The organism is Microvirga sp. BSC39, from assembly GCF_000739015.1.
In the GTDB taxonomy this organism is placed as follows: Bacteria; Pseudomonadota; Alphaproteobacteria; order Rhizobiales; family Beijerinckiaceae; genus Microvirga.
Genome location: NZ_JPUG01000059.1, coordinates 49683 through 72161 on the forward strand (window position 1 = coordinate 49683; position 22479 = coordinate 72161).

The window sequence follows — 22479 nt, forward strand, 5'->3', positions numbered from 1 at the left end:
ATCATGGCGCCAAGGATCCTGCGCCTTGGGTCCGACGACAAGCCTGTGGTCTTCGCGGCCGGGTTCGTCCTGCTCATTCTGCTCGTCGGAACGGGCTACACGCTCTACACGCAAGGGAGCGCGCCGCTCTTGCAGCCGCAATATCTCCTGCAGCAGCTTCAGGTCGGATCCTTCCTCGGCATCGTGGCAGCCGGGCTCATGGTCGTCATCCTGCTCGGCCACATCGACCTTTCGGTGCCCTGGACCCTGACGGCCGCGGCCATGATGGCAACGGCGGTCGGCGGCCCCTGGGCTATTCCCGCGGGCATCGGGCTTGGTCTTCTCGTCGGCATTGTCAACGGGCTCGGCGTCGCGTATTTGCGGGTGCCGTCCATGATCTTCACGCTCGGCATGAACGCGGTGATGCGCGGCCTCATGGTAGCTCATACGGGCGGCTTCGCGCCGCAGACGGCAGCTACGGACCTGATGCAGTACCTTGCGGTCGCCCGGATCGGTGGCATGATTCCGGTTGCGCTCCTCGTCTGGCTCGCAGTGTCCGTGGCCGTTGTGGCGATCCTCACGCGCACGACCCTCGGTCGCGGCATCTATGCCATCGGCAATCGTGAGCGGGCAGCATATCTCTCAGGCATTGACACGAACCGCGTGATCCTCATCGCCTTCGCGCTTTCAGGTGCGGCGGCGGGCCTTGCCGGCGTGTTGCTCGCCGGGTACTCCACCAAGGCGTATCAGGGCATGGGCGACGCCTACCTTCTCCCGGCTATTGCCGCTGTGGTCATCGGCGGCACCAACATCCTCGGCGGACGCGGGCGCTATATCGGCACCCTAGTGGGTGTCATCCTGATAGTGCTCTTGAACTCGGTGCTCTCCATCATGCAGATGCCCGAGGCCGGTCGGCAGATCATCTATGGCTGCGTCATCATATCCATGCTGCTCGTCTACGGACGCGGGGGGCGTGTAACTGGATGATGGTTTGTCATATGACCTCCTCGAAGGTCGAGAGAGTGACCGAGGCCGGTTCTCACCAGCCACAATCATCATCGCTAGGTTGAATGCGCCCGCCCTAGTCGCGAGGTTCGGCATCAAGCTGAAGATCCGAAACTGGAACGCCACGGTCGTTTGTTTAGTGGCTTCTTAAGCTCCAAGTCCGGATGTCGCATCCGTGATCTTCGGCGACCTCTAAGGCGGCTCGTCGGGGAGCCGCCCGTGTGTTTAGATTTCAACCTGTTCTGAAATCAGAAGGGCATCGTCTGCGTCGATCCCAAGATACCGAACAGTGCTCTCGATCTTAGTGTGGCCGAGCAGAAGCTGGACGGTCCGGAGATTGCCTGTCCTTCGGTAGATCATTGCGGCTTTGGTAGGCCGGAGTGAATGCGTGCCGTAGACCGAAGGATCGAGCCCAATCGCGCGAAGCCAAGATGCCAGCAGGTGAGCGTACTGTCGCGTCGTTGACCTGATCCCTGGAAACCGGACCAGCCAAAGGGAGAATTTTCCCGTAATGTCTCACGGCTGGGGAGAAGGGGAAAGGCCACGAAGGTGTCTAGGTTCTCAGAGCAGCAGATCGCCGTTCGACAATGGCCAAGAAAGCCCTCGCTGTGCTCCAGGAGGGCGGGGAGTTCCGCGACGCGCTTGAGATGAACTCCTATACCAGGCGCGAGCAGTTCAAAGCCCGTCCCAAAACTGCCCCCGGCCGGATAGTCCGTGGCATCGGCGCTAGCACGATGTATGAATTGAAAGGGCACGGGTTGATCGTCCGCGCAAACAGCACATCGGTATCCACTTATGACCGCCTGAATACATCGCCCTGCAGTAATCAAGCAGGCGAGCTCAACAATTGTGCATCTCAGGGCTAGTCTCGACAGGCGAATTCTGGTATTGAGCCTGCCCCGCGGATCTTCCGCGCGGTTCACAGCCCCAGCCAGAGGAGGCGTTACATGTTTATGCGACTTTGCACGTGCCAACGCGCCGCTCTCCTCGTCACATCTTTTGCTGCTGGTAGCTCCGATGAAACCGACCGTATTCCCTCTGCCCTTGGTAGGGTTAGCATTCCGCTTTGAGTTCATTCGCGTTCCGCGAAAGGCCGCGAAAGATTACAAGCAGCCCGTACTGACCTTCGAGTTTGTCGAGGCGCTGAAGCGAGAAGTCAGCCCTCACATTCTGCGTGACATAGGCGTCGACAGGAGTCGGACCGATTAGTGGTTCGGCTGAGTTGTCTTCTTCGATGATCTCGCTCTCGACTGATCGTGTGCGTCGCCACACATCGGCACGGAGGAGCCGTGTCTACATAGATCTTGCGATGCCGGAACACATCGCAAGCGCCCTGGTGGGAGGTCTGGTGCTCAGCCTCCTGCCGGGGCAATTCTGCTTGTGCACAGGCTGATGTTGAACCCACGAGGCACTTGGCGTATTATCCCGGCGTGGTATTGCAACCGGTGCCACAACAATTCGCCCTGACAGTGAGCTCCGCACGGCTAACTCTGTCAGGGCGTTTTCGTTTGAAGATGCATTGACGCGATATTCAGGCATCCTATCTACTCAGTCGTGGTCTCTCCCTAATAGACCGCGAGCGCCTTGGCTGAGGGTAAAAGACAGCACCTCTGCCAAGGCGTTTTCGTATCCGCCGTTCGGAACAGCGGATCCACGGCAGTTTTTCCAATTCAGATAGGACACACGTTCAGAGAAATTGCTCTCTGGTGAGGCAAACGCTTGCATCCGCGATCCGTACAGAAGGACCATCGATGACGTACTACACCAACACCAGCCTCCTGGAGACCGCATTCACGAAGGGCAATATCGAGTTCTCACCGTGGTGGCTTGCCCTGAACGGGGAACTCGCCAAGCGCAACTTGCCTGAGGCCCGATATGGGGATGCGTGCGATTACTACGAGACGGGCCATTCACCGGAAACTGCTGCGGACGATATCGTGGCTACCGCGTAAAGCATTACCTCGGGCGTAATCGACCCGCCTCTCCGTCTCCTTCATGGTCCTCATGCCGGGATTGCCCCAGCCTACCATCAGGAGACATCTCATGACCGACGCCACAACCATCGCCCGCCGCTACATCGCCCTCTGGAACGAGACAAACACAGCCCGCCGGCAGGATCTGTTGGCTAATCTCTGGACCGAGGACGGCACCTACATCGATCCGCTGATGCAGGGCAACGGCCATAGCCAGATCGATGCGCTCATCAGCGCGGTGCACCAGCGCTTTCCCGACTTCCGCTTCTCCCTAAACGGCCAGCCCGATGGCTACGGCAATCAGGTTCGCTTTTCCTGGCAGCTCGGGCCCGAAGGGACCGACGGCCCGATTAAAGGGACTGATTTCGCCACCCTGGACAACGGGCGCCTGAAGCACGTTGTCGGTTTCCTCGACCACGTTCCTGCCAGTGCCTGACACTCTCCACCGTTAACCATCCCGAGGCTGGCCCTGATTGAGTTCAGGCCAGCCTTTTTCTTTTTCAGTTCTGGTCATCTGCCAGTCGGCATTACTCAACTCCCAAAAGAAGAATCTCCAGGGCGCGGGCTCGACGCATGGTCGATCGAACCGCAACCCACGCTTACCGGCACAGAGTTGACCGGAGGATCCCACGACAGCTGATTTCAAACTCAGGAACGGGGACCGGACCTGCTCGCTTTTGCACGCGCTCTCACTGATCAATGCCCAGGCCTGCAAACCCCTGTACGAGCGTCGCACTCGACTTCTCAGCGACATTGTTCATTGCGCATACTAGAGCATCGGACTGTTACGTGGACGCACCCTTGACCGATTCCGAAATGGACCCGCTATCGCGGGGTACAGAACTCACCGAGTTCAACTTCTCGTCCGATGCTCTAGATCGGAGCCATCGCCTCTGAGCGCTACAAAGTTTTCGAGGAGTTCAGCGCCGCTGGGTTGGCCGAGCACACCTCCGACCTTGGGATCGGAGCGCTGGTAAGCCACCTGCTCGGGTATGTCGAAATCGCCCAGACCTACCGCAGTGTCTGGCTCGACCACTGCTTGCGTCCGGGTTTCCTGACCTTCCAGGCACCGGAAGGAGCAAGAGCCCGTCAGCCGATGGCCGGCGAGATTCTCAGCTTCAAGCGCCTTACCAAGGGAGGGCAGAGCGGAAGTGCCTCCTTTCTCCCCGTAGCGACGCTTTCCTGGGCCCTGTCGACGGAAGCCCAGGGCTCGAAGCGTACCAAGCGAGCCTCAGGGAACACGTGCGGGTTCTGGAAGAAGATATCTGCTCACGCCATGCGGCAAACGTCCCCGTATCCGTTCCCGCGTCCCTCCTGCGTTGTGTCCAATCTCGCCGGAACCCATTGGATGCCGATCAACGGCGGCTTGATCACTGCCGATGGCCACCGCTTGGAGCGTCATGAGATCGTGAGCGTGGCTCTCGATTCCTATAGCATCCAGGAAAGCGGTTACCTGGAGTCCAGGCTGGAGAACATCGTCGGAGATCACGGCTGCCCGGCCGTCACTCGGGTCATGTTCGAGGACCGGTAAATCGAGCAGGCGCTTGGAAAGGGTGTCGTTCCCCATGTCATCGGCAACACCCTTGTGATCGAAGAAGGAGACGAAATCCTGGTTCCGCTCGATGATGGGGAATCCGGCTATGCCCTCGAGTATACCGAGGTGGAAGGCGCGATCGGCGAGGCCAAGACCGATATCAGCGACCTTCACAACACCGTTGTGGAAGATCTAGCGCTGATGTTCCGGATCGAGGACCCTCACGGGGATGAGAAGACGCTCTCGGCTCCCATCACGGCGATCTATTTCAATCCTGACTGGGACACCTACGATCCCTTAGTGATTTTTGCCAAGGACGAGAAGGCGAAGTTTATAGACGCATGCTGCGCGGCGTGCCCTGGTAGAACGATTAAGGCGGGGATTATGCCCTCCAGGAGGAGAACCACAGCGCGTCATTCGCCACGCTGGTTGCGAGGATCACCGGCGCGTCCTGCTCCCACTTCCAGAGAGAAGTGCAATCGGCTGTGCTCGACAAGGCCTATTCCTTGATGAGCGGAGTGGAAGGCGACTGGGAAACCATCGTCTTGAAGGTGATGGTGCACCTCAAGAAGGGTGGCTCTCCGATTGTCACCGTAGAGCGGGAGACGTCGCCCCAATCCGAAGCGGCCCAGAAGCAAAAAAGGGCGGCCATGACGGCCGCCCATTCTTACTGCTCAACTGAGATTACCAGCCGCCGTAATAGCCTGAGCCGTAGTACGGTGAGCCGTAGCTGTAGGTTACCGTCCGGGTGCTCACCGGAGCATAGCCATGGTCATAGGACCGGACCACGCGACGGGTACGGACCGGGCGCGGCTCCTCGTAGTAGCGGACCACACGGCGCTCCCGATAAGCCGGCTGGGCGTAATAGCCGTCATCGTAGCTGTAGCGGTACGAAGTGACCGGGGTCGCATAGCCATAGGCGGGTGTCCGGTAGCCATAAGCAGGCGCACCGTAGCCATAGGCCGGAGCCGCATAGGCCTGCGAGGCAGCGCTGGCGATGGCCGCGCCCGCCGCGAGGCCGACGACACCGGCTGCCACGGCAGCAGTACGGCGGCCCTGACGGGCCTCAGCGTCCGACGTTGAAAAGGCGCCAAGGGCCAGGACGCCCACTGCCGCAAGAGTTGCGATCTTACGCATCTGATGTCTCCAGAATAGTTCTGGGGCTATTAACGTAGAACCCCCGACTTAAGTTCATCACAACACGGCTGGCATGAATACAGGCTGAACCATATTGTTGTTGGATTGTTCAAGATTCCTATTCTCACTCCCGTTCGTCTTGGTTCGTCATGGATTATTGTCGGCTGTCCCAAAGGCGCAGCGCCAAGGAGGGGAGGGGTAGGGCGCTGCGCCTTGCCAAAATCTAAGCCGGTGTGAGCGCAGCAGATCGTGTCGTGAGGTTTCAAGTCGAACATTGGGTGAACCCGACAGTTGGTTAAATCCTCAAAAGGGTAAAGGTAAATCCCGATGCAGCCCACGCGCCAGAACCGCAGTTTCATCCGTCGTCCGTTCCGCGAGTTGAACCGCAACAAAGTGGATTTCCTCGCCCGACGGGCCGATCTCAAAAACGAAGATCGATCAGCTGCGGGAAGGCGGCGTCGCCGCCGTTGTCTATGGCGGCATCGACTGTGACGGTGGCCGGTGGGACAACCGGGTCTCCGGGGTTCCCTCGATCCCAGTACCGGACGACCAGATTGCGCTGTTCGAGCCTCGGGAAAAGGGCTCCTCTCAGTACCATTTCGTGCCACTGTCGAGCATCGTTGCTTGGTCTGATATGCGCGGCGAAGACGCTGATCCGCTGTTTCTCTACAATGGCCAGTACCTGTCCGAGCGCCAGATCCTAGAGAAGGAGAAGTCCAGCGCCAGCGGCTGAGCGGAAACCATATTGCCGGGTTCAGGGTTGTCTCCCCCTTTCTCCGCCATATACGAATGGAAGCCTTCCTCAATTCCCTATCATCCTCAGGATTTCATGACCATTCGCCGCCGCTTTCTCCTCGCCTCGTCGCTTGCCCGCCTGATCCAACGGGAACGAGGCGGGCTGCGCCAGATCGAGGGGTTTTTCCCGGAGCAAAGGGACCGCATCGCCTGGGTCCGGCTCGAGGAGGCCCGGGCCCTTCTCATTCTGAGGACCATCGGTCCTGATGGCGATGTCGAGCAGGAGACCGAAATTCCGGCAGGGCATGGCCATGCTCTGCTTGATGTGAGCGCCGGCGGGATCGACTACGCCCGGACGAAAGTGCGTATTGGTGATCGTGAGGCCTTGGTCGATCAGTTCAACCGGCCGCGCGCTTTGCATTTCGTGACCGTTGAATTCGATAACGAGGACGAGAGCAGGGGATTCCATCCCCTTCCTTGGTTCGGGCCTGAGATCACGGCCGACCCCCGGTTCAGCAATCAGGCCATCGCGCTCAGAGGGATTGAGCAATACCCAGACGTTCCCCTGTCCGACCTGGCGCTCAACAGCTTGCTCGATACCCTGGAGAACCGCTTTCCAGTCCAGGCAAGGATGTCCATCAAGCGCCCCTCCGCAAAGCAGGCTTCTGTCACCAGAGCTCAGGCCGGCCCGGCACAGGCCGACGGGCAAGGCGTCCCGGTCAACCTTGATGACATCGAGGCCGCCATGATGCGGGAGATGGAGCGGACGCGCCAGAAGGGCAAACCCGAGTAAGGCCTGCCGGCTCGATGCCCGACGCTCGCTCCCCCATCCGGCACCACCTGGCGCTCTACCGGCGAGATCCCGAGCAGGGCAGGGCCCGTTTCTTCAGCCTGATGATCGAGCGGGACCTGTTCGGCACGATCCGGCTGGTGCGAAACTGGGGTTATATTGGCACCAAGGGTCAAGAGAAGGTCGATATCTTCCCCAGCGAGCCCGAAGCTTCCCGAGCGCTGGAGGGCTGGGCCGAGACCCAGCGACAGAAGGGCTATACCGACCTCTAACCCTTCGGCTGGACACGAAGCAGCCTCAGCCGCCGTCCGCCTCGTCAACGCATTCGCCGCCCTGAATGTCGTGGAAGCTGACGCGCACTTTCGCAATATGCCTGATCCGGTCAGATGGTGCGCCCAAACCAAGGGACGGGTTCATCTCGCCCCTGATGCATTCGTCGCTCCCGGCCAATTTGAGTTGGACCTGGCGGCGCCGCAGGTGCGCCTCAAACTCATGGATTGCCCGCAGGGTTGCCGCATCGACATCAACATCAATGCGACAGACCTGTTTGCCATCGTCGTCAAAAGCGATCTGGGCCTCTTCCAGCAGAGAAGCAAGCTCCGCGGGCCAGTCCACAATAGGGGTCTGATCGAGCGGCATGCAGTACCCTCACTTCACATTTTGGCCTCCGGCGCGGCCTGATGTGAGTAAAAAGGAGTCAAGCTCACGGGTTCCACAGCTACCCATATCGGGTTGGGCCGTCCAATTCGCCCTTAATGGAGTGCGTCGGTCCCTTTAAGCGCTGCGCCCTGTCCTTGGATCCTCAGCACGCCATCTGCCATAAAATCGAGCCTGACGGGCTCGCTGCGCTCCAGAATGACTGACAGGATTCCGGGCTTGAGGGAAGCCGGCCTCCGTCCTGTTGGGCCAGTCACAATCTTCGGCTCGTTATCATTGGACGGTGCCGGCGGTGCTGGCCGCCTGTCGATCTGTCGCTTGCACATGACGTTCCCCCTGATCCTGGCAGGAAGATTATCAGGCCTGGATTGCGTGAAGGTGTCATAGCCCGCTGCAGCAAGCTCAGCGTCATAGCCGCTTGGCCGGATTGAGCTTCAGGAACAGATGGGCCGCCAAGAGAGCGTCGTTTAAAGCATCATGCGCGTCACGCAGGTGAGCAACGCTGATGCCCGCCTGCGAACAAGCATGGCGGAGTTTGCCGGGCAATCCCGAGCGCTTTGCCAAAGCCATGGTGCAAAAGAAGCGCTCTCGCGGGTAAGTCGGCCGTGATGCGCGCTCGAACTCTCGTTTGAGCGTATTGTACTCGTAGGCATAGTTGTGAGCGACGATCGTATCATCACCCACGAACTCAATGAGGTCGTGAACGACCTCCTCGAAGTGCGGCTCATTTTCCAGGTCAGCCAGCGAAATGCGATGCACCGCATAGCAGAACGGGCTCATGGCTGAGCGCGGCTTGACCCTGCGGACAAACGAGCGAGGGGAGATCGTTTCGCCAATGACCTCAACAGCGGCGACTTCAATGACGTGATCATAGGATTGGGCAGTTTCAACGTCGATAACGACGTGTCGGTCAAATCGATTCATCGTACAATATCGTCAGTATCTCTTGAGCAAATCAGTGCTTCAGCAATCTGCTCCTGGTCTGATTTGCCGGCGATGTTAAGGCAGCGCGGGCCGGGACACCAGTTTGTGGACGCAGCCACCAGCCCCAGGCAAGTTTAACCTCCTATCAAGATCCTCGGCCCAGTGTGCCCGCTCCATCATGAGGAGACGGGACATGAACGAATGGCATCAGCGCGACCACAGCCCGATCACCGAGGAAAAGCTCGTTCGGGCGGTGCACATCCTCGCCGACATCGTCGAGAACAGCGGCTCAGCGTTCCGTCCCCTGTACCAAGACATGCGCCAGCAACTGGCTAATCTGCGCGTGCAACAACAGGCCGAAGCCGCCGCCAGTGCCAGAGCGGCTCACGGCGCAACCAAGGTTGCTTAAGTCTCAAGGATCTCCCTCTAACCGAGCTACAGGGACCTCAATCCCCAAAAGCTTGACTGAATCAAAGTCATGACTCCAGGAGGGAGGCAGCTTGACGTGAAGCATATCGAAAACGAGTGGTGGAAGCTGCTCGCCAATGTCCTGGATCGGGGCTCCACTGCCTGCATCACTATCGGAGTGGCAACCCCGCTGGCGGGTGCCATAACAACGTGAACGGATTCAGGCATGCCGTACAGACCTGGGAACTGGCTGTTGGCCTCCTGGGGTGGCTTGCAACAGCTGTTGCGTTACATTTTGCAGCAAGACGTGCCCTTGGAGGTTTAGAACCGTGAGTGGAACATCGTTACTCGCCTTTGTCATCGCCCCGGCCCTCGTGGCTGCGCTGGGGTGGGGCGCGGTGTTGCTCAATGAATGGCACACCCGCAAACATCGGCACCAGCACCATTGAGATTGCAGCTTAAGCTGCCTTTCTAAGCTTCTGACATTTCACAAGGATCGGTTTTCGCTGGTCCTTTTTTCTTTGCCCGTCGCTGGCTGATAAACCCCAGGCCGCGCCATTCCGGACAAAGAACCCATGCTCAAGTTTCTTTTCGGGCTCCCACATGTGATGCGGGGTCCGCTGATCGAGGCTGCCCGTTCACTAGACGCGCCCGTCCTGATCAGTGCCAATGCGCTTTCCGTCTGGAAGAAGGATGCCAGCGACATCCCAGCCGGCATGGCTTCAAAACTAAGAACATGCATTATCTCAACGGTTTAGAGGCAAATTTTGAGAGTGCAGGTTTCGTCGCTGCAAGCCGGTACCGCAGGCTCCCATGGTCCGTGGACGAATACCTCGACCTATGCGCGGCCTACCCTTGGAAATGGTTCGCATCCGCTGACCTGTTATCCATTCACACAAGGGTAGATCGACAGTTGTTAGACAAAATAGATCAAGAAAATTGGTTTCTCACTGGCTCTTAGGTTGGTTGTTCCAGTTTGAGACAGCAATCTTGTCTCAAAAACTGTCTCATTTCTAAGTTCCAGCAAGCTCGAAGCTAAAGGTTATAAGACAAAATACCTACCATGGTTAGATCATGGCGCTGCTGAGAACATGCTGTCACATGGAACCGAGCTTTGAAGGGAGCATGCATGACTTCGGCTGCAGAAAACAATACTGATCTAGCGATACGATAGGAGTTGTCACGGCGGAACTGGTCAGGGTTGTGCAGCCGTGACAACTCCGGATCCAGTACACTGTCCCCCTCCTACGTCGCCCTTCGGGGCGATATTCGCCGACGGAGCCGGGCGTTTGCCCTCAGAGCTGGAGTGGGAGGACAGTTGGTCCCAGACCAAGCGGCGCCGTCGAGCCGCTGTCCAAGTGTAACGAGGATCGCCTTCCAAGTGGTGGAGGTGATCACTGATGCGGTTGCGCTCCAACCAGGTCAAAGCTGCCTCGAGTTCAGCCAGGGTCATCTGGCCTCGTCCCTTGTTGCCGAACACCCGCTTCAGCACCGCATTGTAGCGATGGTAGAGCCCCCCACCACCAGGCGGCACCTGCAGGCCGGCCTCGTCCTCCACTGCCTGAGCGGCAACGGCCTCACCGATGCGAGCCCGCAGCCGCCGTTCCGTCGCGGATGGCGGCTCAATCAGGTGTGCTTGGTCGGCCTTCCGTTCGCGGCGGGCCTCTTCGAAGATTGGACCGGGCTTCAGCGTTGCGTAGCGCAGACCCAGCGCATTGCTCTCCAGGGGCGTAATTCCACGTCCCTCTCCCTCATCCCGGTGTGCCGCGAGGTGCTCGGCGAGCCAAGATGGTGTCTCCGCCTCAGCATTGCGCCGGCGTTGACGGGCCAGCATCCCCTGCTCAGCCTCGATGCTGCGGCGGAAGCGGACAAACAGCGGATCGTCCGGGTGGAAGACGAGGGCGCGCTGGCTCTCGTAGGGACCAGCATGAGGATCCACTCGCGTGGCTCGGGCGATCATCTGTTCAAGCCAGGGGCGGCTGCGGATGTGGGTGAGGGCAGCCACCACTGCGACCTCCGGCGCATCGAGCCCCTCGTAGGCCATGGCCACGGTGACCAGGATCGCCGGCTCCGCTGTCAGCCGAAAGGCGGCCAGCGCCTCGGGTGCACCAGGCTCATTCGAGATTGCCAATCGCACCTCTCTTTCGGCCTGCCGGGGTGGCATCCAGCTTCGCAGCATCTCACAGTAGCGCCGGGCACTACGCTGATCGGGCGCTACCACGAGCAGCTTGCCGAGACCCCGGACGACCTCATTGGCAGCCAGCCCCCGCTCGGCCCGCCGGCGGGCTCTGAGATTGCGTGTGGCCCTGAAGGCTTCCTGGAGCAACTCCCGGGCAAACCCAGTCCGCAGAGCGGTGAACAGGGCAGGGCGGGTTGTCTCGGTCGGGTAGGGGCCTGACAGGCGATGCGGGCCCAGCCGGACGTCGTCCACCGCGGTTCGCCCTGCTTGCAACCAACTGGCTTCACCATCGAGGGCACCAAAGGTGATGGGCAGCACAGCGCGCTCGGCTACCGCCTGAGTTCGTGAGTAGCCGGTGATCGCCCAGCCGGGAGCCTCCAGATCAACCTCCTGCGTGCCAGCATCGGGTCCAGTGCGATAAGGCAGCCACAGGATGCGCCGGCCATCTGCCCGTTCCAGGGTTCCCGAGAGAAGCAAGCGCAGGGCTGCGGATTCCAGAAGCGGCAGCAGCGCCCGGCTCCAAGCTGAGGCATCTTCGTTCAGGGGAGGGGCTTGACCGGAACTTGCGCATGCGGCGGGCTCGTACTCGCTAAGAGTGGGCAGGTGATGAACCTCATCAACCACGAGTAGGGTGCGATGGCGGCGGAGTTCGGCAAGATGCAGGTCCGGTGCCGCCGCGATCGCCTGGTACGTGGTGATGTACCCAGCCAAGCCCCGGCTCGGATCCGGTTCGTTGTCGGCGGCACGAACTGAGAGCGCATGGCCAAGCGCGGCTCGCCAGACCGGGTCGGCAAAGGCTTCTTCGGCTTGCAGGCGGAGACTGTCGCGAGGCACAACCCAGCAAATCCGCTCGATGTGGCCGGCCTCGATCAGGCGAGCCGCAGCAATCACTGGGAGGAGGGACTTGCCGCCGCCAGGGGTCACTGCCGCCAGGATGTCGGTGACCCCTGTCGCTTCACCACGTGTGATTGCAGCGGTAAGGCCTGCAAGAGCCTGCTGATGCGCCCGCAAGGGCCTTTGAGGAGACGTGGACATATGGACCGGTCTGAGGGCAAATCACCAGCATCCAGCATGGGGTGTTTCCGGCGACGTGTGAATCCCTCCGCTACTACGGCGCGCTCTTGGGATCATTCAGTGCCGGAAGACGCTCTGACTTTTAGTCAGAGGGTCCTGGGTTCGAGTCCCAGCGCGCTCACCACATCAAACCCTTAACCGGCAAGGGTTTCGTGAATTTCCTGTCTCTGAGGGTCTGGGCCGACTTTTCTCTCGGGTAACGCCACGGGTAACAGCAGACACAATTCGCGCAATTCCCGCCTCAGCAGCGCTGGACAGCAAAAGTGTCCGCAACTGCGGGATGAGCTGACCTTCACACGGCCAAGCTTAAAGGCCGATTTTGACCCGTAGCGGACCTAAGTTGGTGCGGTGACCTACCCGCACCGGGAGCGTCATCACTGCATATGATTTGAGGCCGTGCACTGTTCGCATTACTGGCTTGATGGTGGAACGCTCATCATGTGAAAAGTTATAGTATTAATCGTCCCTAACTTGCGTTCCCCTTCACAAACTATGCTGTGGCTAAAGCATCACAGCGCTAGGGAAAGTGCACGCGAGCACTTGGATGACAGGCTGTAGGCAAAGGATTGTGATCCAATCTACATATTCCTAAGTTGATTTTATGCCTAAAGAGCACTCAACCGGCCGAGATGAGATTCGGTTCCTCGTCCCATGATTGCGAAGGTGTAGAATGATTTCCCGCCAGCGTGCTTCACGTTCTTCAGAGGTTTTGCCGTCCGCTGTCACAGGTCTGACCAGACTGCTGACCACCACCTCCCTTGTTGCTGTCGTGCAAGCGGCCGGTCTCAGCAGTATCGCACTCTTCGTGCCGTCACCGGCCCAAGCCGACTGCGTAACCACAGGAGCAGTAACAAGCTGCGACCCTGCAACGCCAAATCCCTACACCAGTAAGATCGGCACAGGCCCAAGCGACAATGGTCGCACCGTGACGGTCAACGACGGCTCCACGATTAGCGTGACCGGCAACAGCGCCATCAGCCTCGGCAACAATGCGACCATCACTGTCAGGTCAGGTGCCGCCGTCACGAACAACGTCACGTCTGGCGCCGGTGATTACAGCACGGGCAATAACACCATCCAATTCAACAGCAATGGAACGTTGACTGTTGAACAGGGCGGCAGCGTCATCAAGACGGGCACCCAAGGCGACGCTGAGGCTGTTAACGTTCATGGCTTTGGAAACACGGTTCTCAATCGTGGCCTCATCCAGACGTCGAACAGTGCAACCATCTGGTTCCAGGACCAAGCCGCCGGTGCCAAGAACGTTGTCGACAACTACGGGACCATCGAGCGGGTTGGTGGCGGCAGCGTGATCGGCGCCAGCGGCAACAACGGCATCAACTTCTACAACCGCACAGGCGCGATCGTTCGTGGAAACCTGTCATTTGCTGGCGGCAACGACGACCTCTACTTCTTCGCAGGCTCACTCGTTGCGGGAAGCATCAACGGCGGAGGCGGAACCAACAATCTGACGCTCGAAGGAGCCGCAGGTTCAGAGGACTCCTTCGGTGGCAGCCTCACCAACTTCACGACGCTGACCAAGGACGGTGCCGGGCGCTGGACCGTCTTCGGTTCGATCAACGGAAATACGGTCACAACAATCCGCAACGGCACACTGGCGCTGACCGGCGACAATGCTGGCTATACAGGGCGGGTCGTTGTCGAAGCGGCAGGTGTTCTCGAGGCGCGGGCGCAAAGCCTTCCGACACGGCCGGTGCTCGCAAATAACACCAACAATGTCGAGAACAACGGGCTGCTTCGGTTCGTGCAGTCGGATGACGGCACCTACATCGGCCAGATTGTTGGCACCGGCGCTATCGAGAAGACCGGTGCTGGCGTTGTAACGCTCGCTCCTGTCGCCGCCGGCGGTAACTCCTACTCGGGTGGTACGTTCATCAACCAAGGCACACTTGCAGCCGGTGCTGATAATGTTCTTGGTGCTGCCACTGGAGGGCTGACATTTAACGGCGGAACGCTGCGCTTCAACAGCAGCTTCAACTTGTCAGGAATCCGCGCCATTACCCTGAATGTTCCGGGTGGTACCGTTGACACCCAGGCCTTTGACACCACGGTCTCGCAAGGGATCGTTGGTGCTGGTTCGTTGACGAAGGCTGGCTCTGGCACCCTGGCGCTGACAGGTGCCAACGCGTACACGGGCGGCACCACCATCGCGGCCGGGACACTTCAGCTGGGGAATGGCGGCACATCGGGCAGCATTGTCGGGAACGTCGCTAACAACGGTGTCTTGGCCTTCAACCGCTCCGACGCTTCGGTCTTCTCTGGCCTGATCTCCGGATCGGGCGCCGTCCAGCAGATCGGCACAGGAACAACGGTTCTGACCGCCGACAACACCTATACGGGTGGAACGAGCATCTCGATTGGCACGCTCCAGCTCGGCAACGGTGGCACATCCGGCAGCGTTGTGGGCGATGTCACCAATGACGGCGCGTTCGCCTTCAATCGCTCCGACACCTTCACCTTCGACGGTGTGGTATCCGGCACTGGCCGCCTGAGCCAGATCGGCACTGGCACTACAATTCTCACAGCTGACAGCACTTACAGCGGCGGGACTTCGGTGACAGCAGGGACACTGGCTGTCGGTAATGCGCCTGGTTCGTCCGCTGCTCTGTCGGGGGGCGGTGCTATCGCGGTCGCCTCCGGCGCCACCCTGGGCGGCTACGGCAGCGTCACAGGCGATGTGACCAATGCAGGCCGAATCGCCGTTGCTGATGCTGTGGCCGCTTTTACCGGAGGGCCAGGGGGCAATTTCACGGTCAATGGTGATCTGGTCAACAGCGGATTGGTTCAGATTGGTGGTGCCGGTGTGGGGAACACGCTGACGGTCACCGGCACCTACAATGGCCAGAACGGCATCGTGGCTCTCAACACGGTGCTCGGCGGGGATGGATCGGCCTCGGATCGTCTCGTGATCAATGGTGGAACAGCTGTTGGACGGTCGGGCCTGCAGATCACCAGCGCAGGCGGTGGCGGCGCATTGACCACGGGCAACGGCATTCTGGTTGTTGATGCCGTCAACGGTGGGACGACTTCTGTGGGGTCTTTCGGCCTCACCGGCCCTGTAGTGGCTGGTGCCTACGAGTATCACTTGTTCCGCGGCAGCGTCGATACGTCGGCTTCGGACAGCTGGTACCTGCGCTCCGAGGCAGTCGCTGTGCCGACGCCTCCGACCCCTCCAACTCCCACACCGCCAACGCCTCCGTCACCTCAGCCTCCGACGGTGATAGCCTACCGTGCAGAGGTCCCGCTGTTGTCGGCTCTGCCGAACCTGGCGCGTGAGATGGGTCTTGCGACTTTGGGAACATGGCACGAGCGCGTCGGCGGTGACGACATTGCTCGACTTGGCCTTGTCCAGCCGACCCTCAGGTCTGGTGGTTCCACTGCCCTCAACGCACCGGCAGGCCTCAACGAGGACCGTGCCTCGTGGGCGTCTGGAGCTTGGGGCCGGGTATTTGGTCAGAAGCAATGGACCACCCAACATGGGACAGTGCGGCCTGAGACGGACGCAGCGATCGGCGGCTTCCAGATCGGCCTTGACCTATGGCAGCGCGATTGGGCCGACGGCGCTCGCACGAAGGTGGGTGTGTTTGGCGCCTACACCTATGGTGAAGGTGATGTGTCCGGCTTTGCCAGCGGCGTCTTCAACCGGGCTGTGGGCACATTGACCACCGATGCCACGACGCTGGGGGCGTATGCTACCCATATTGCGGCCACCGGCTGGTACGTGGATGGTGTGGTTCAGCATACCTGGCTTGACAGTGACGCCCGGGTTCTCGGTGGTCTGTCCAATCCGAGCACGGACGGGCGTCTGTGGACTGCCTCGCTTGAGGCCGGTGCACCCTTCCGTCTGAACGAGCACTGGGCCATCGAGCCGCAGGCCCAACTGATCTATCAGCACCTGGATTGGGACGATGCCTCGATCACCAATGCCGGCGTGAGGTTTGACGCAGACGACGCCTGGACCGGCCGGCTTGGCGCAAGGCTTCAGGGATCCTGGCAGGCCGAAGGCGGCACGATCTGGCAGCCTTATCTCCTGGCCAACCTCTGGCATCGCTTCGGCGGCACGGATAACACGAGCTTTGTGACGTCAGCAGTCACGACGGTGATCCCGACAGAGTTCGGGGGAACGTCGCTGGAGCTTGGGGGCGGTGCCAAGGTTCAGGTGAACCAGAGCGTGGAGCTGTATGGGCAGGCAAGCTACGCTCTGCCGGTCGGTTCAAGCGATGATGATCGCAGGGCGCTCAAGGGCAACCTCGGTCTGACTGTCAGGTGGTAGGCGGCAGCCCTGCTGCACTGAACCCCTAACCCTGAAAGCAGAATTGACCTCGCTCACCGTACGCGTGAGCGAGGTTTCTTTTTGGCAATGGCGAAATACGCTTGGCGAGCTTAGGAAGCGAGAAGTTGTGCTCAAGCCGGCGCAGCGTCATGCGGACGAAAGCAACCTCGGAAAGAAGATCCTGCTGTAGCCGGCTGAAGTGTCAGCTAACGACGCTGTTGGCTGCAAGGGCATCAGGCGCAAACCACCCAGTCAAATTCGGCGCGCTAGCTACCCAATCCGCTGCAAGGTTGATGAGATCGCAAGGACTGCTGTTGGCACGATCCTGAAGTATCCTAAATTTCCGCAAAGGCGCGACGAGCGGACCTTCATTTGGTCCGCTCAACGTTACACTTTGACCCAGAGCTGACTCTAGCTGCTCGAACATAGTTTGCGTCTGCCACGGTAACGTAGCTCCCGTTCTATGAACTACACGGAACCTGCGTGGTAGGGTTCTCTCGGCCCAAGCTCTGGCATTATCGGGCGTTTTGAACAGGGGCGCGGGACGGCCTGGGGGTCTCTGGCTACAGCAACGAGCCATGTCAGGCGTGCGATGCACCAACATGATCCGCCATGTTGGCGCCGCGGGTACCTAGCGGCTTTGGCGTCCCTTGCGTGCTGTCCCGGGCCGTCTGGTGCTCCATTTCGGCATTGAGATCAGCACCAAGCAGGACAATCACCACCGACAACCAAATCCACACCATAAAGCCAACGCCAGCACCCAGCGAGCCATAGGTTTTGTTGTAGCTGTCGAAATTGGCAACATACCAAGAGAACAGCATCGAAGCCGCAAGCCAAAGCACCGCAGCCGTGACACTGCCCCAGGTTACCCAGCGCCACTTCGGGTCACGACGGCTTGGACCGTAGCGGTAAATGACAGCAAGCCACATGGCCACAATCACGAGAAGGATCGGCCAACGCAGGATTGCGAGGAGCTGTTCGGCTGGGGTCACAAAGCCCACAAAGGTGAGAATGACCGGCGCGACCACCACCGCGCTGATGGCCAGGATGATGAAGCCGATCATGCCGAGGGTAATCAGGAAGGTCGTGGCGTAGAAGCGCAGCAGGGTCCGCTTCTCCTTTTCGCCGTAGACCACATTCAGAGCATCGAAGAGGGCTGCGACCCCCGAGTTCGCGCTCCAAAGTGCCACCAGGAAGCCGATCATAAAGGCGACGCCGAGTGTATCGTTGCGCTTGGTGACGATCAGGGAGATCTGCTCCCCGATGAGCTCCAGCACCCCGCCGGGCAGAATGCCTGCCAGCAGGGACAGGTGGCTCCTGATCGTGCTGGTGTCGGCAAAGAGCCCGTACAGAGATACGATGGTGGCAATCGCCGGGAAGACCGCCAGCAGGGCAAAGAACGCAACCCCGCCCGAGGTTGACAGGATACGATTTTCCGAGATCCCCCAGAGCACACGCCAGAGAATGTCCTTCCAGCCGCGGGCCGGTATCTGCCCGGGGGTATTCGCCTCCCGTCCCCGACCAGGCTCATGGGTGCGACTGAGATCATCCGGGAGCACGCCGGGAGCGGCCTCCTCTTCGAGCTTAGAGCGCCAATCTTCGCCATGTTCGTTCATGGGACACCATTAAGGTCCAGGAGGATACCGGGTCGAAAGGTTCTTGTCGTGTGAACGCGACATTTACAGGCCTTTCCGCATCAACCCCGAGACTCGGTTCCCGGCTCCGTTGAGGCCGGTGCTCCCAATCTGGATGCCTATCCTGTGATATAGACGCGAAGTGGCAGGCTGAATTTAGGGAAAGACGATACCGGGGCTTGAACTCGCGACGTCTGCCATCCATTTACCATCCATGCAGATGGTGACGATAGGGCGGCGATGGCGAGCAACGTGCACGAGCTTCGGTCCAAGGCTTCGGACAGCGAGAAGATCACGATCAATCTGGGCTATGTCGACCTCGGCCATATCGACCTCCTCGTCCAAGAGGGCTTCTATTCCAACCGGACCGACTTCATCCGAACAGCCATTCGCAACCAGCTCGACCGGCACAACGACGCCGTCAGGAAATCCGTCGAGCGTCACCAGCTCGACCTCGGTCTACGCCACTATAGCCGCCAGGACTTGGAGGCCGTTCAAGCGGCCGGCGAAGTGCTGCACATCCAGGTTCTCGGTCTCGCCAGCATCGCCAATGATGTCACCCCCGAACTGGCGCAGCAGACGATCGCCTCTCTTCACGTCCTTGGCGCCTTGCACGCCGCTCCCGCTGTCAAAGAGGCGCTGAAGGATCGCATGCGCTGACCATCGGGTAGCACCCGCTCACGGTCTCTAGAGCCTGCCAGACCCTTTCCGACTCGGTCAGGGGCAGGTCCCGCTTTGCCTAACCACAGGATTGAACCCATGAACACGAAACCAAATATCAACATGCTTGAGGCGACCCGTCTAACCCGTGAAGGTCGGCTTGCAGAAGCCATGGCAATACTCCAGGGAGGGCTGCCGAGTGCTCATCCTTCAGCTACTCCAGGCGACGCAGGCGGAGATCTAGGCCACCGTCCGGCAGGGAATGCAGCGCGGATCATCGACATGGTGCCACCATCATCCGGAGGAGGGGCATGGACGTCGCCGAAGTTCAACTTCCCGCATATAGCTCCTGACGGCCCTGATGGTTCTGCCAGAGGTTTGGGCCAGCCCCAAATGCCGGAGGCGCTGCGCGGCTTCCTCGACCGCATGGGACAACCCGGCACCGCGCTCGGCCTGGATGGGCTGGTTGGACCCATTCCGACACGTGCGCCGGCTCCGCTGCCGGAGGGAGCCCGGTTTGAGGAGAAGTCGTTTGCCAATGAGGCCGGAAACCGTGCCTACAAGCTCTACATCCCGAGCGGCTACACGGGTCAGCCTGTGCCGCTCCTGGTGATGCTGCATGGCTGCACCCAGTCACCGGACGACTTTGCCGCCGGGACTCAGATGAACGAACTGGCCGAGGAGCAGATGTTTCTGGTGGCTTATCCAGCGCAGGCGCAGTCCGCCAATGTCTCGAAGTGCTGGAACTGGTTCAACGCCGCCGACCAGCAGCGGGATCGGGGTGAGCCGTCGCTGATCGCCGGCATCACCCGGCAGATCATGCGTGACTTCTCTGTCGAACCAGGACGCGTGTATGTCGCCGGGCTCTCAGCCGGCGGGGCAGCGGCGGCGATCATGGGCTCGGCCTACCCGGACCTCTATGCCGCCGTGGGCGTCCACTCGGGTCTGGCGTGCGGGGCCGCGCGTGACATGCCGTCGGCGTTTGCTGCCATGCGGCAGGGTGGGGCGCCTCAGAACGGTAAAGCCAAGCAGCCGGTGCCGACGATCGTGTTTCATGGTGATCGCGACACGACCGTTAGTCCGATCAATGGGGACCAGGTCATTGCTCAGTCGAAGGCAGGCTTGGACCTCCGGACGGCGGTCAGCCGCGGACAGGCTCCGGGCGGGATCAGCTATACCTGCACGGTCGCGTGCGATGACAGCGGACACCCGATGCTCGAGCATTGGGTTCTTCATGGAGCAGGTCATGCCTGGTCCGGCGGAAGTCCGAGCGGGTCCTACACTGAACCAAAGGGACCTGATGCCAGCTGGGAGATGATGCGCTTCTTCCTGGAACACCCTAAAGCGAGAGCCGCATCCCCCAACTAAACACAAGGAGCCCGCCAGTTCTTGCTGATCCTGGCGGGCTACGATTAGATATCTCCCATACGGGTAGGTCTGGAGTGCACCTATCAAGATCGGTTTGCCTCGTTACAAGGGCCAGAACATTCCAGCGTGCATCAAGGAAGGTCGGCTCATGGCACGTGCCGGTCGTTTGTCTCGTGGCTGCTTAAGCCTCAAGTCCGGACGTTGCACTGTGATGCTTGGTGGGCTCTGAGGCGGCTCGTTGCCGGGCCGCCTCTGCGTTTAGATTTCAACCTGCTCCGCAAGTAGAAGAGCATCGTCTACGTCGATGCCGAGATACCGAATCGTGCTCTCAATCCTCGTGTGGCCGAGCAGAAGCTGGACGGCTCGGAGATTGCCGGTCCTTCGGTAGATCATTGACGCTTTGGTACGCCGGAGTGAGTGTGTACCGTAGGCGAGGGGATCGAGCCCAATCGCGCGAAGCCAGGATGCCAGCAGCCGGGCGTACTGGCGCGTTGTCATCGGCCTTTGCCGGTTGATCCGGCTCGGAAAGAGCGGATCACCCTTATGCAGGTCCTTCTTCTCAAGCCAGCGTCCCACAGCCTCGCGGGTCTGCTCGGTGATCTCGAACTGAACAGGGCGACCAGTCTTCCGCTGCATGACAGTAGCTCGGGACCGAACCCGCCCATTGAGAGCCACGTCGTCGACCCGTAGCGCGACCAGGTCACAGGCGCGCAGCTTGCTGTCGAGCGCCAGATTGAACAGGGCCAAGTCCCGGATGCGATGTGCCACTTGAAGTGTGACCCGAATGGACCAGATCTCCTTGGCCTTCAGAGGCGGTTTGGGGCTAATAAGCTTGCCACGGTTCCAGGGTGTGATGGTTCGGCAGGGATGTTCGGCGATACTGTCTTGCATTGCAGTGCTCCTAAATCGAAGCCCCCGCAATGAACCTTGGCCGTTCTGTCGGTGAAACCCAGACCGAGCATTCCTTCTAAAGCCTTCGTCAGCTTACTAAGGTAAGCCGGACTTCCAATTCGTTGCACTGATCTCCTGCTCGTGACCCGGTGCGGACATTTAGGCACGGCCAACCAGCATGAGTTCGTAGCGAAGGTCCATCTTCTGGGGGTGCGCACGTCTCGCCTTCAGGCGCCGCCACTGTTTGGCCTGGCGGCAAGGCGCCCACGCAAACGTGGGACTGCAAAGTCTAGGAAGCTGCGCATCTTCAGCGGCAGCGGGCCCTGGGTGCCGTGCAGGAGATAGACCGGCAGCGGCTCTGGCTCGAACGCCTCAAGGACGATCCGCAGCAAGCCGTCTTGGACGGCGCTCGCAGCCTGATACGACAGCACCCTCGTCACCCCCACACCCACTGTTGCAGCCGCAAGCGCCGCTTCTGCCGTGTTCACGGACAATCGCGAACGCACCGCCACCGTGAGGTTTCGACCCTTCGCGCCACTCGTAAAGGCCCATGTCGTTGGAGAGCCAAGAACGTCGAAGGTGACACAGGCCATATCGGCAAGGTCAACAGGCTTCCGCGGAATTCCATTTCTGGCGAAGTAGTCGGGACTCCCGCACACCACCTGTCGCACGGTTCCAACCCTTGTGGCGACCATCGAACTGTCGGGTAGGGTGCCAATCCGTAAGGCCACGTCGACGTGGTCTTCCAGCAGGTGCACGTTCCTGTCCGACAGGAGCATTCGGATAGTGATGTCGGGATAGGTCTCAAGGAACTCACTGACCACAGGCACAGCGTGAAGCCGACCAAGCACAATCGGCGCGGTGATGACGAGTTCGCCCTTGGGAACCAAGTGCTCTCCTGCGGCCGCTCGCTCGGCTTCTCCGATCTCGTCGAGAATGCGCTTGCAGGCCGCGACATAGGTAACTCCAGCATCCGTCAGCGTCAGCCGGCGTGTCGACCGGGTCAGAAGGCGTGTGCCGATGTGTTCTTCCAGGTCCGCGAGCTTCCGGCTGACGGTTGGCAACGGGACCTTCAGGCGTTGGCTGGCTCCGGTGAAGCTGCCCGCCTCGACGACAGCAACAAGGATCGACATTGCTTCCAGGCGGTCCATAGATTGTTCCAAGAATTGAGATAGTTCCTCTCGCAACTACCAGATTATGTAGGCAATCGGAAGAAGCTACCTTTCTCGCACCGGAA

Annotated in this window: 19 protein-coding genes; 11 read left to right on the top strand and 8 right to left on the bottom strand. The window is 60.1% G+C overall.

What is annotated here, in order from left to right:
- Positions 1 to 3: 3 nt before the first annotated feature.
- Complete coding sequence (locus MA07_RS09865; RefSeq protein ID WP_036350090.1) at positions 4 to 966, top strand: ABC transporter permease; 963 nt, start codon at positions 4 to 6, stop codon at positions 964 to 966.
- A 243-nt stretch (positions 967 to 1209) separates the two neighbouring features.
- On the opposite strand, the gene MA07_RS28845 is transcribed toward MA07_RS09865, so the two are convergent.
- On the bottom strand, positions 1210 to 1497 hold the full coding sequence (locus tag MA07_RS28845) for a tyrosine-type recombinase/integrase (protein ID WP_081928891.1): 288 nt from the start codon (positions 1495 to 1497) through the stop codon (positions 1210 to 1212).
- A gap of 1238 nt (positions 1498 to 2735) precedes the next feature.
- Here MA07_RS28845 and MA07_RS09880 point away from each other — a divergent pair.
- The 4 genes from MA07_RS09880 to MA07_RS09895 all read left to right on the top strand — a co-directional run bounded on the left by MA07_RS09880 (position 2736) and on the right by MA07_RS09895 (position 5001).
- Positions 2736 to 2936, top strand: a complete 201-nt coding sequence (locus MA07_RS09880) for a hypothetical protein (RefSeq protein WP_036350032.1) — start codon at positions 2736 to 2738, stop codon at positions 2934 to 2936.
- A 91-nt stretch (positions 2937 to 3027) separates the two neighbouring features.
- Positions 3028 to 3393 carry a nuclear transport factor 2 family protein gene (locus MA07_RS09885; RefSeq protein ID WP_036350034.1) on the top strand — a complete coding sequence of 122 codons (366 nt, stop codon included), beginning with the start codon at positions 3028 to 3030 and terminating at the stop codon, positions 3391 to 3393.
- A 498-nt stretch (positions 3394 to 3891) separates the two neighbouring features.
- On the top strand, positions 3892 to 4488 hold the full coding sequence (locus MA07_RS09890) for a hypothetical protein (RefSeq protein WP_036350036.1): 597 nt from the start codon (positions 3892 to 3894) through the stop codon (positions 4486 to 4488).
- Between the two features lie 54 nt (positions 4489 to 4542).
- The gene (locus MA07_RS09895) at positions 4543 to 5001 is read left to right on the top strand and encodes a hypothetical protein (protein ID WP_036350038.1); all 459 of its coding nucleotides are present in this window, start codon (positions 4543 to 4545) and stop codon (positions 4999 to 5001) included.
- Between the two features lie 174 nt (positions 5002 to 5175).
- Here MA07_RS09895 and MA07_RS27695 read toward each other — a convergent pair whose 3' ends face one another.
- Positions 5176 to 5628 (bottom strand): hypothetical protein, encoded by a 453-nt coding sequence (locus MA07_RS27695; protein ID WP_052003018.1) that lies wholly within the window; start codon positions 5626 to 5628, stop codon positions 5176 to 5178.
- Between the two features lie 829 nt (positions 5629 to 6457).
- On the opposite strand from MA07_RS27695, the gene MA07_RS09905 reads away from it, so the two are divergent.
- Both MA07_RS09905 and MA07_RS09910 read left to right on the top strand, forming a co-directional pair.
- A complete protein-coding gene (locus MA07_RS09905) occupies positions 6458 to 7156 on the top strand; it encodes a hypothetical protein (RefSeq protein WP_052003019.1) in 699 nt (232 codons plus the stop codon).
- A gap of 14 nt (positions 7157 to 7170) precedes the next feature.
- Positions 7171 to 7425, top strand: coding sequence for a WGR domain-containing protein (locus MA07_RS09910; protein WP_036350040.1), 255 nt, complete (start codon positions 7171 to 7173; stop codon positions 7423 to 7425).
- A 25-nt stretch (positions 7426 to 7450) separates the two neighbouring features.
- On the opposite strand, the gene MA07_RS09915 is transcribed toward MA07_RS09910, so the two are convergent.
- Together MA07_RS09915 and MA07_RS09920 are read right to left on the bottom strand one after the other, a co-directional pair.
- A complete protein-coding gene (locus MA07_RS09915) occupies positions 7451 to 7792 on the bottom strand; it encodes a hypothetical protein (protein WP_036350042.1) in 342 nt (113 codons plus the stop codon).
- A 426-nt stretch (positions 7793 to 8218) separates the two neighbouring features.
- A complete protein-coding gene (locus MA07_RS09920; protein ID WP_036350044.1) occupies positions 8219 to 8734 on the bottom strand; it encodes a 3'-5' exonuclease in 516 nt (171 codons plus the stop codon).
- Positions 8735 to 8927: 193 nt separating this feature from the next.
- Here MA07_RS09920 and MA07_RS09925 point away from each other — a divergent pair, with 193 nt between their 5' ends.
- Entirely contained in the window at positions 8928 to 9143 is a 216-nt protein-coding gene (locus MA07_RS09925; protein ID WP_036350046.1) for a hypothetical protein, read from the top strand.
- Positions 9144 to 10337: 1194 nt separating this feature from the next.
- Here the strand turns inward: MA07_RS09925 and MA07_RS09930 are convergent.
- On the bottom strand, positions 10338 to 12356 hold the full coding sequence (locus MA07_RS09930; protein WP_081928892.1) for a DEAD/DEAH box helicase family protein: 2019 nt from the start codon (positions 12354 to 12356) through the stop codon (positions 10338 to 10340).
- A 964-nt stretch (positions 12357 to 13320) separates the two neighbouring features.
- On the opposite strand from MA07_RS09930, the gene MA07_RS09940 reads away from it, so the two are divergent.
- Entirely contained in the window at positions 13321 to 16689 is a 3369-nt protein-coding gene (locus MA07_RS09940) for an autotransporter outer membrane beta-barrel domain-containing protein (RefSeq protein ID WP_052003020.1), read from the top strand.
- Between the two features lie 581 nt (positions 16690 to 17270).
- Here MA07_RS09940 and MA07_RS09945 read toward each other — a convergent pair.
- Positions 17271 to 18305, bottom strand: a complete 1035-nt coding sequence (locus MA07_RS09945; protein ID WP_036350047.1) for a YihY/virulence factor BrkB family protein — start codon at positions 18303 to 18305, stop codon at positions 17271 to 17273.
- Positions 18306 to 18563: 258 nt separating this feature from the next.
- Here MA07_RS09945 and MA07_RS09950 point away from each other — a divergent pair, with 258 nt between their 5' ends.
- On the top strand, positions 18564 to 18983 hold the full coding sequence (locus MA07_RS09950) for a CopG family transcriptional regulator (RefSeq protein ID WP_036350049.1): 420 nt from the start codon (positions 18564 to 18566) through the stop codon (positions 18981 to 18983).
- A 99-nt stretch (positions 18984 to 19082) separates the two neighbouring features.
- Complete coding sequence (locus MA07_RS09955; RefSeq protein ID WP_036350051.1) at positions 19083 to 20351, top strand: PHB depolymerase family esterase; 1269 nt, start codon at positions 19083 to 19085, stop codon at positions 20349 to 20351.
- A 258-nt stretch (positions 20352 to 20609) separates the two neighbouring features.
- Here MA07_RS09955 and MA07_RS09960 read toward each other — a convergent pair whose 3' ends face one another.
- Positions 20610 to 21242: a tyrosine-type recombinase/integrase gene (locus tag MA07_RS09960; protein WP_052003021.1), complete on the bottom strand. Its 633-nt coding sequence runs from the start codon at positions 21240 to 21242 to the stop codon at positions 20610 to 20612.
- A 227-nt stretch (positions 21243 to 21469) separates the two neighbouring features.
- Positions 21470 to 22393, bottom strand: coding sequence for a LysR family transcriptional regulator (locus MA07_RS09965; RefSeq protein ID WP_036350053.1), 924 nt, complete (start codon positions 22391 to 22393; stop codon positions 21470 to 21472).
- Positions 22394 to 22479: the final 86 nt, after the last annotated feature.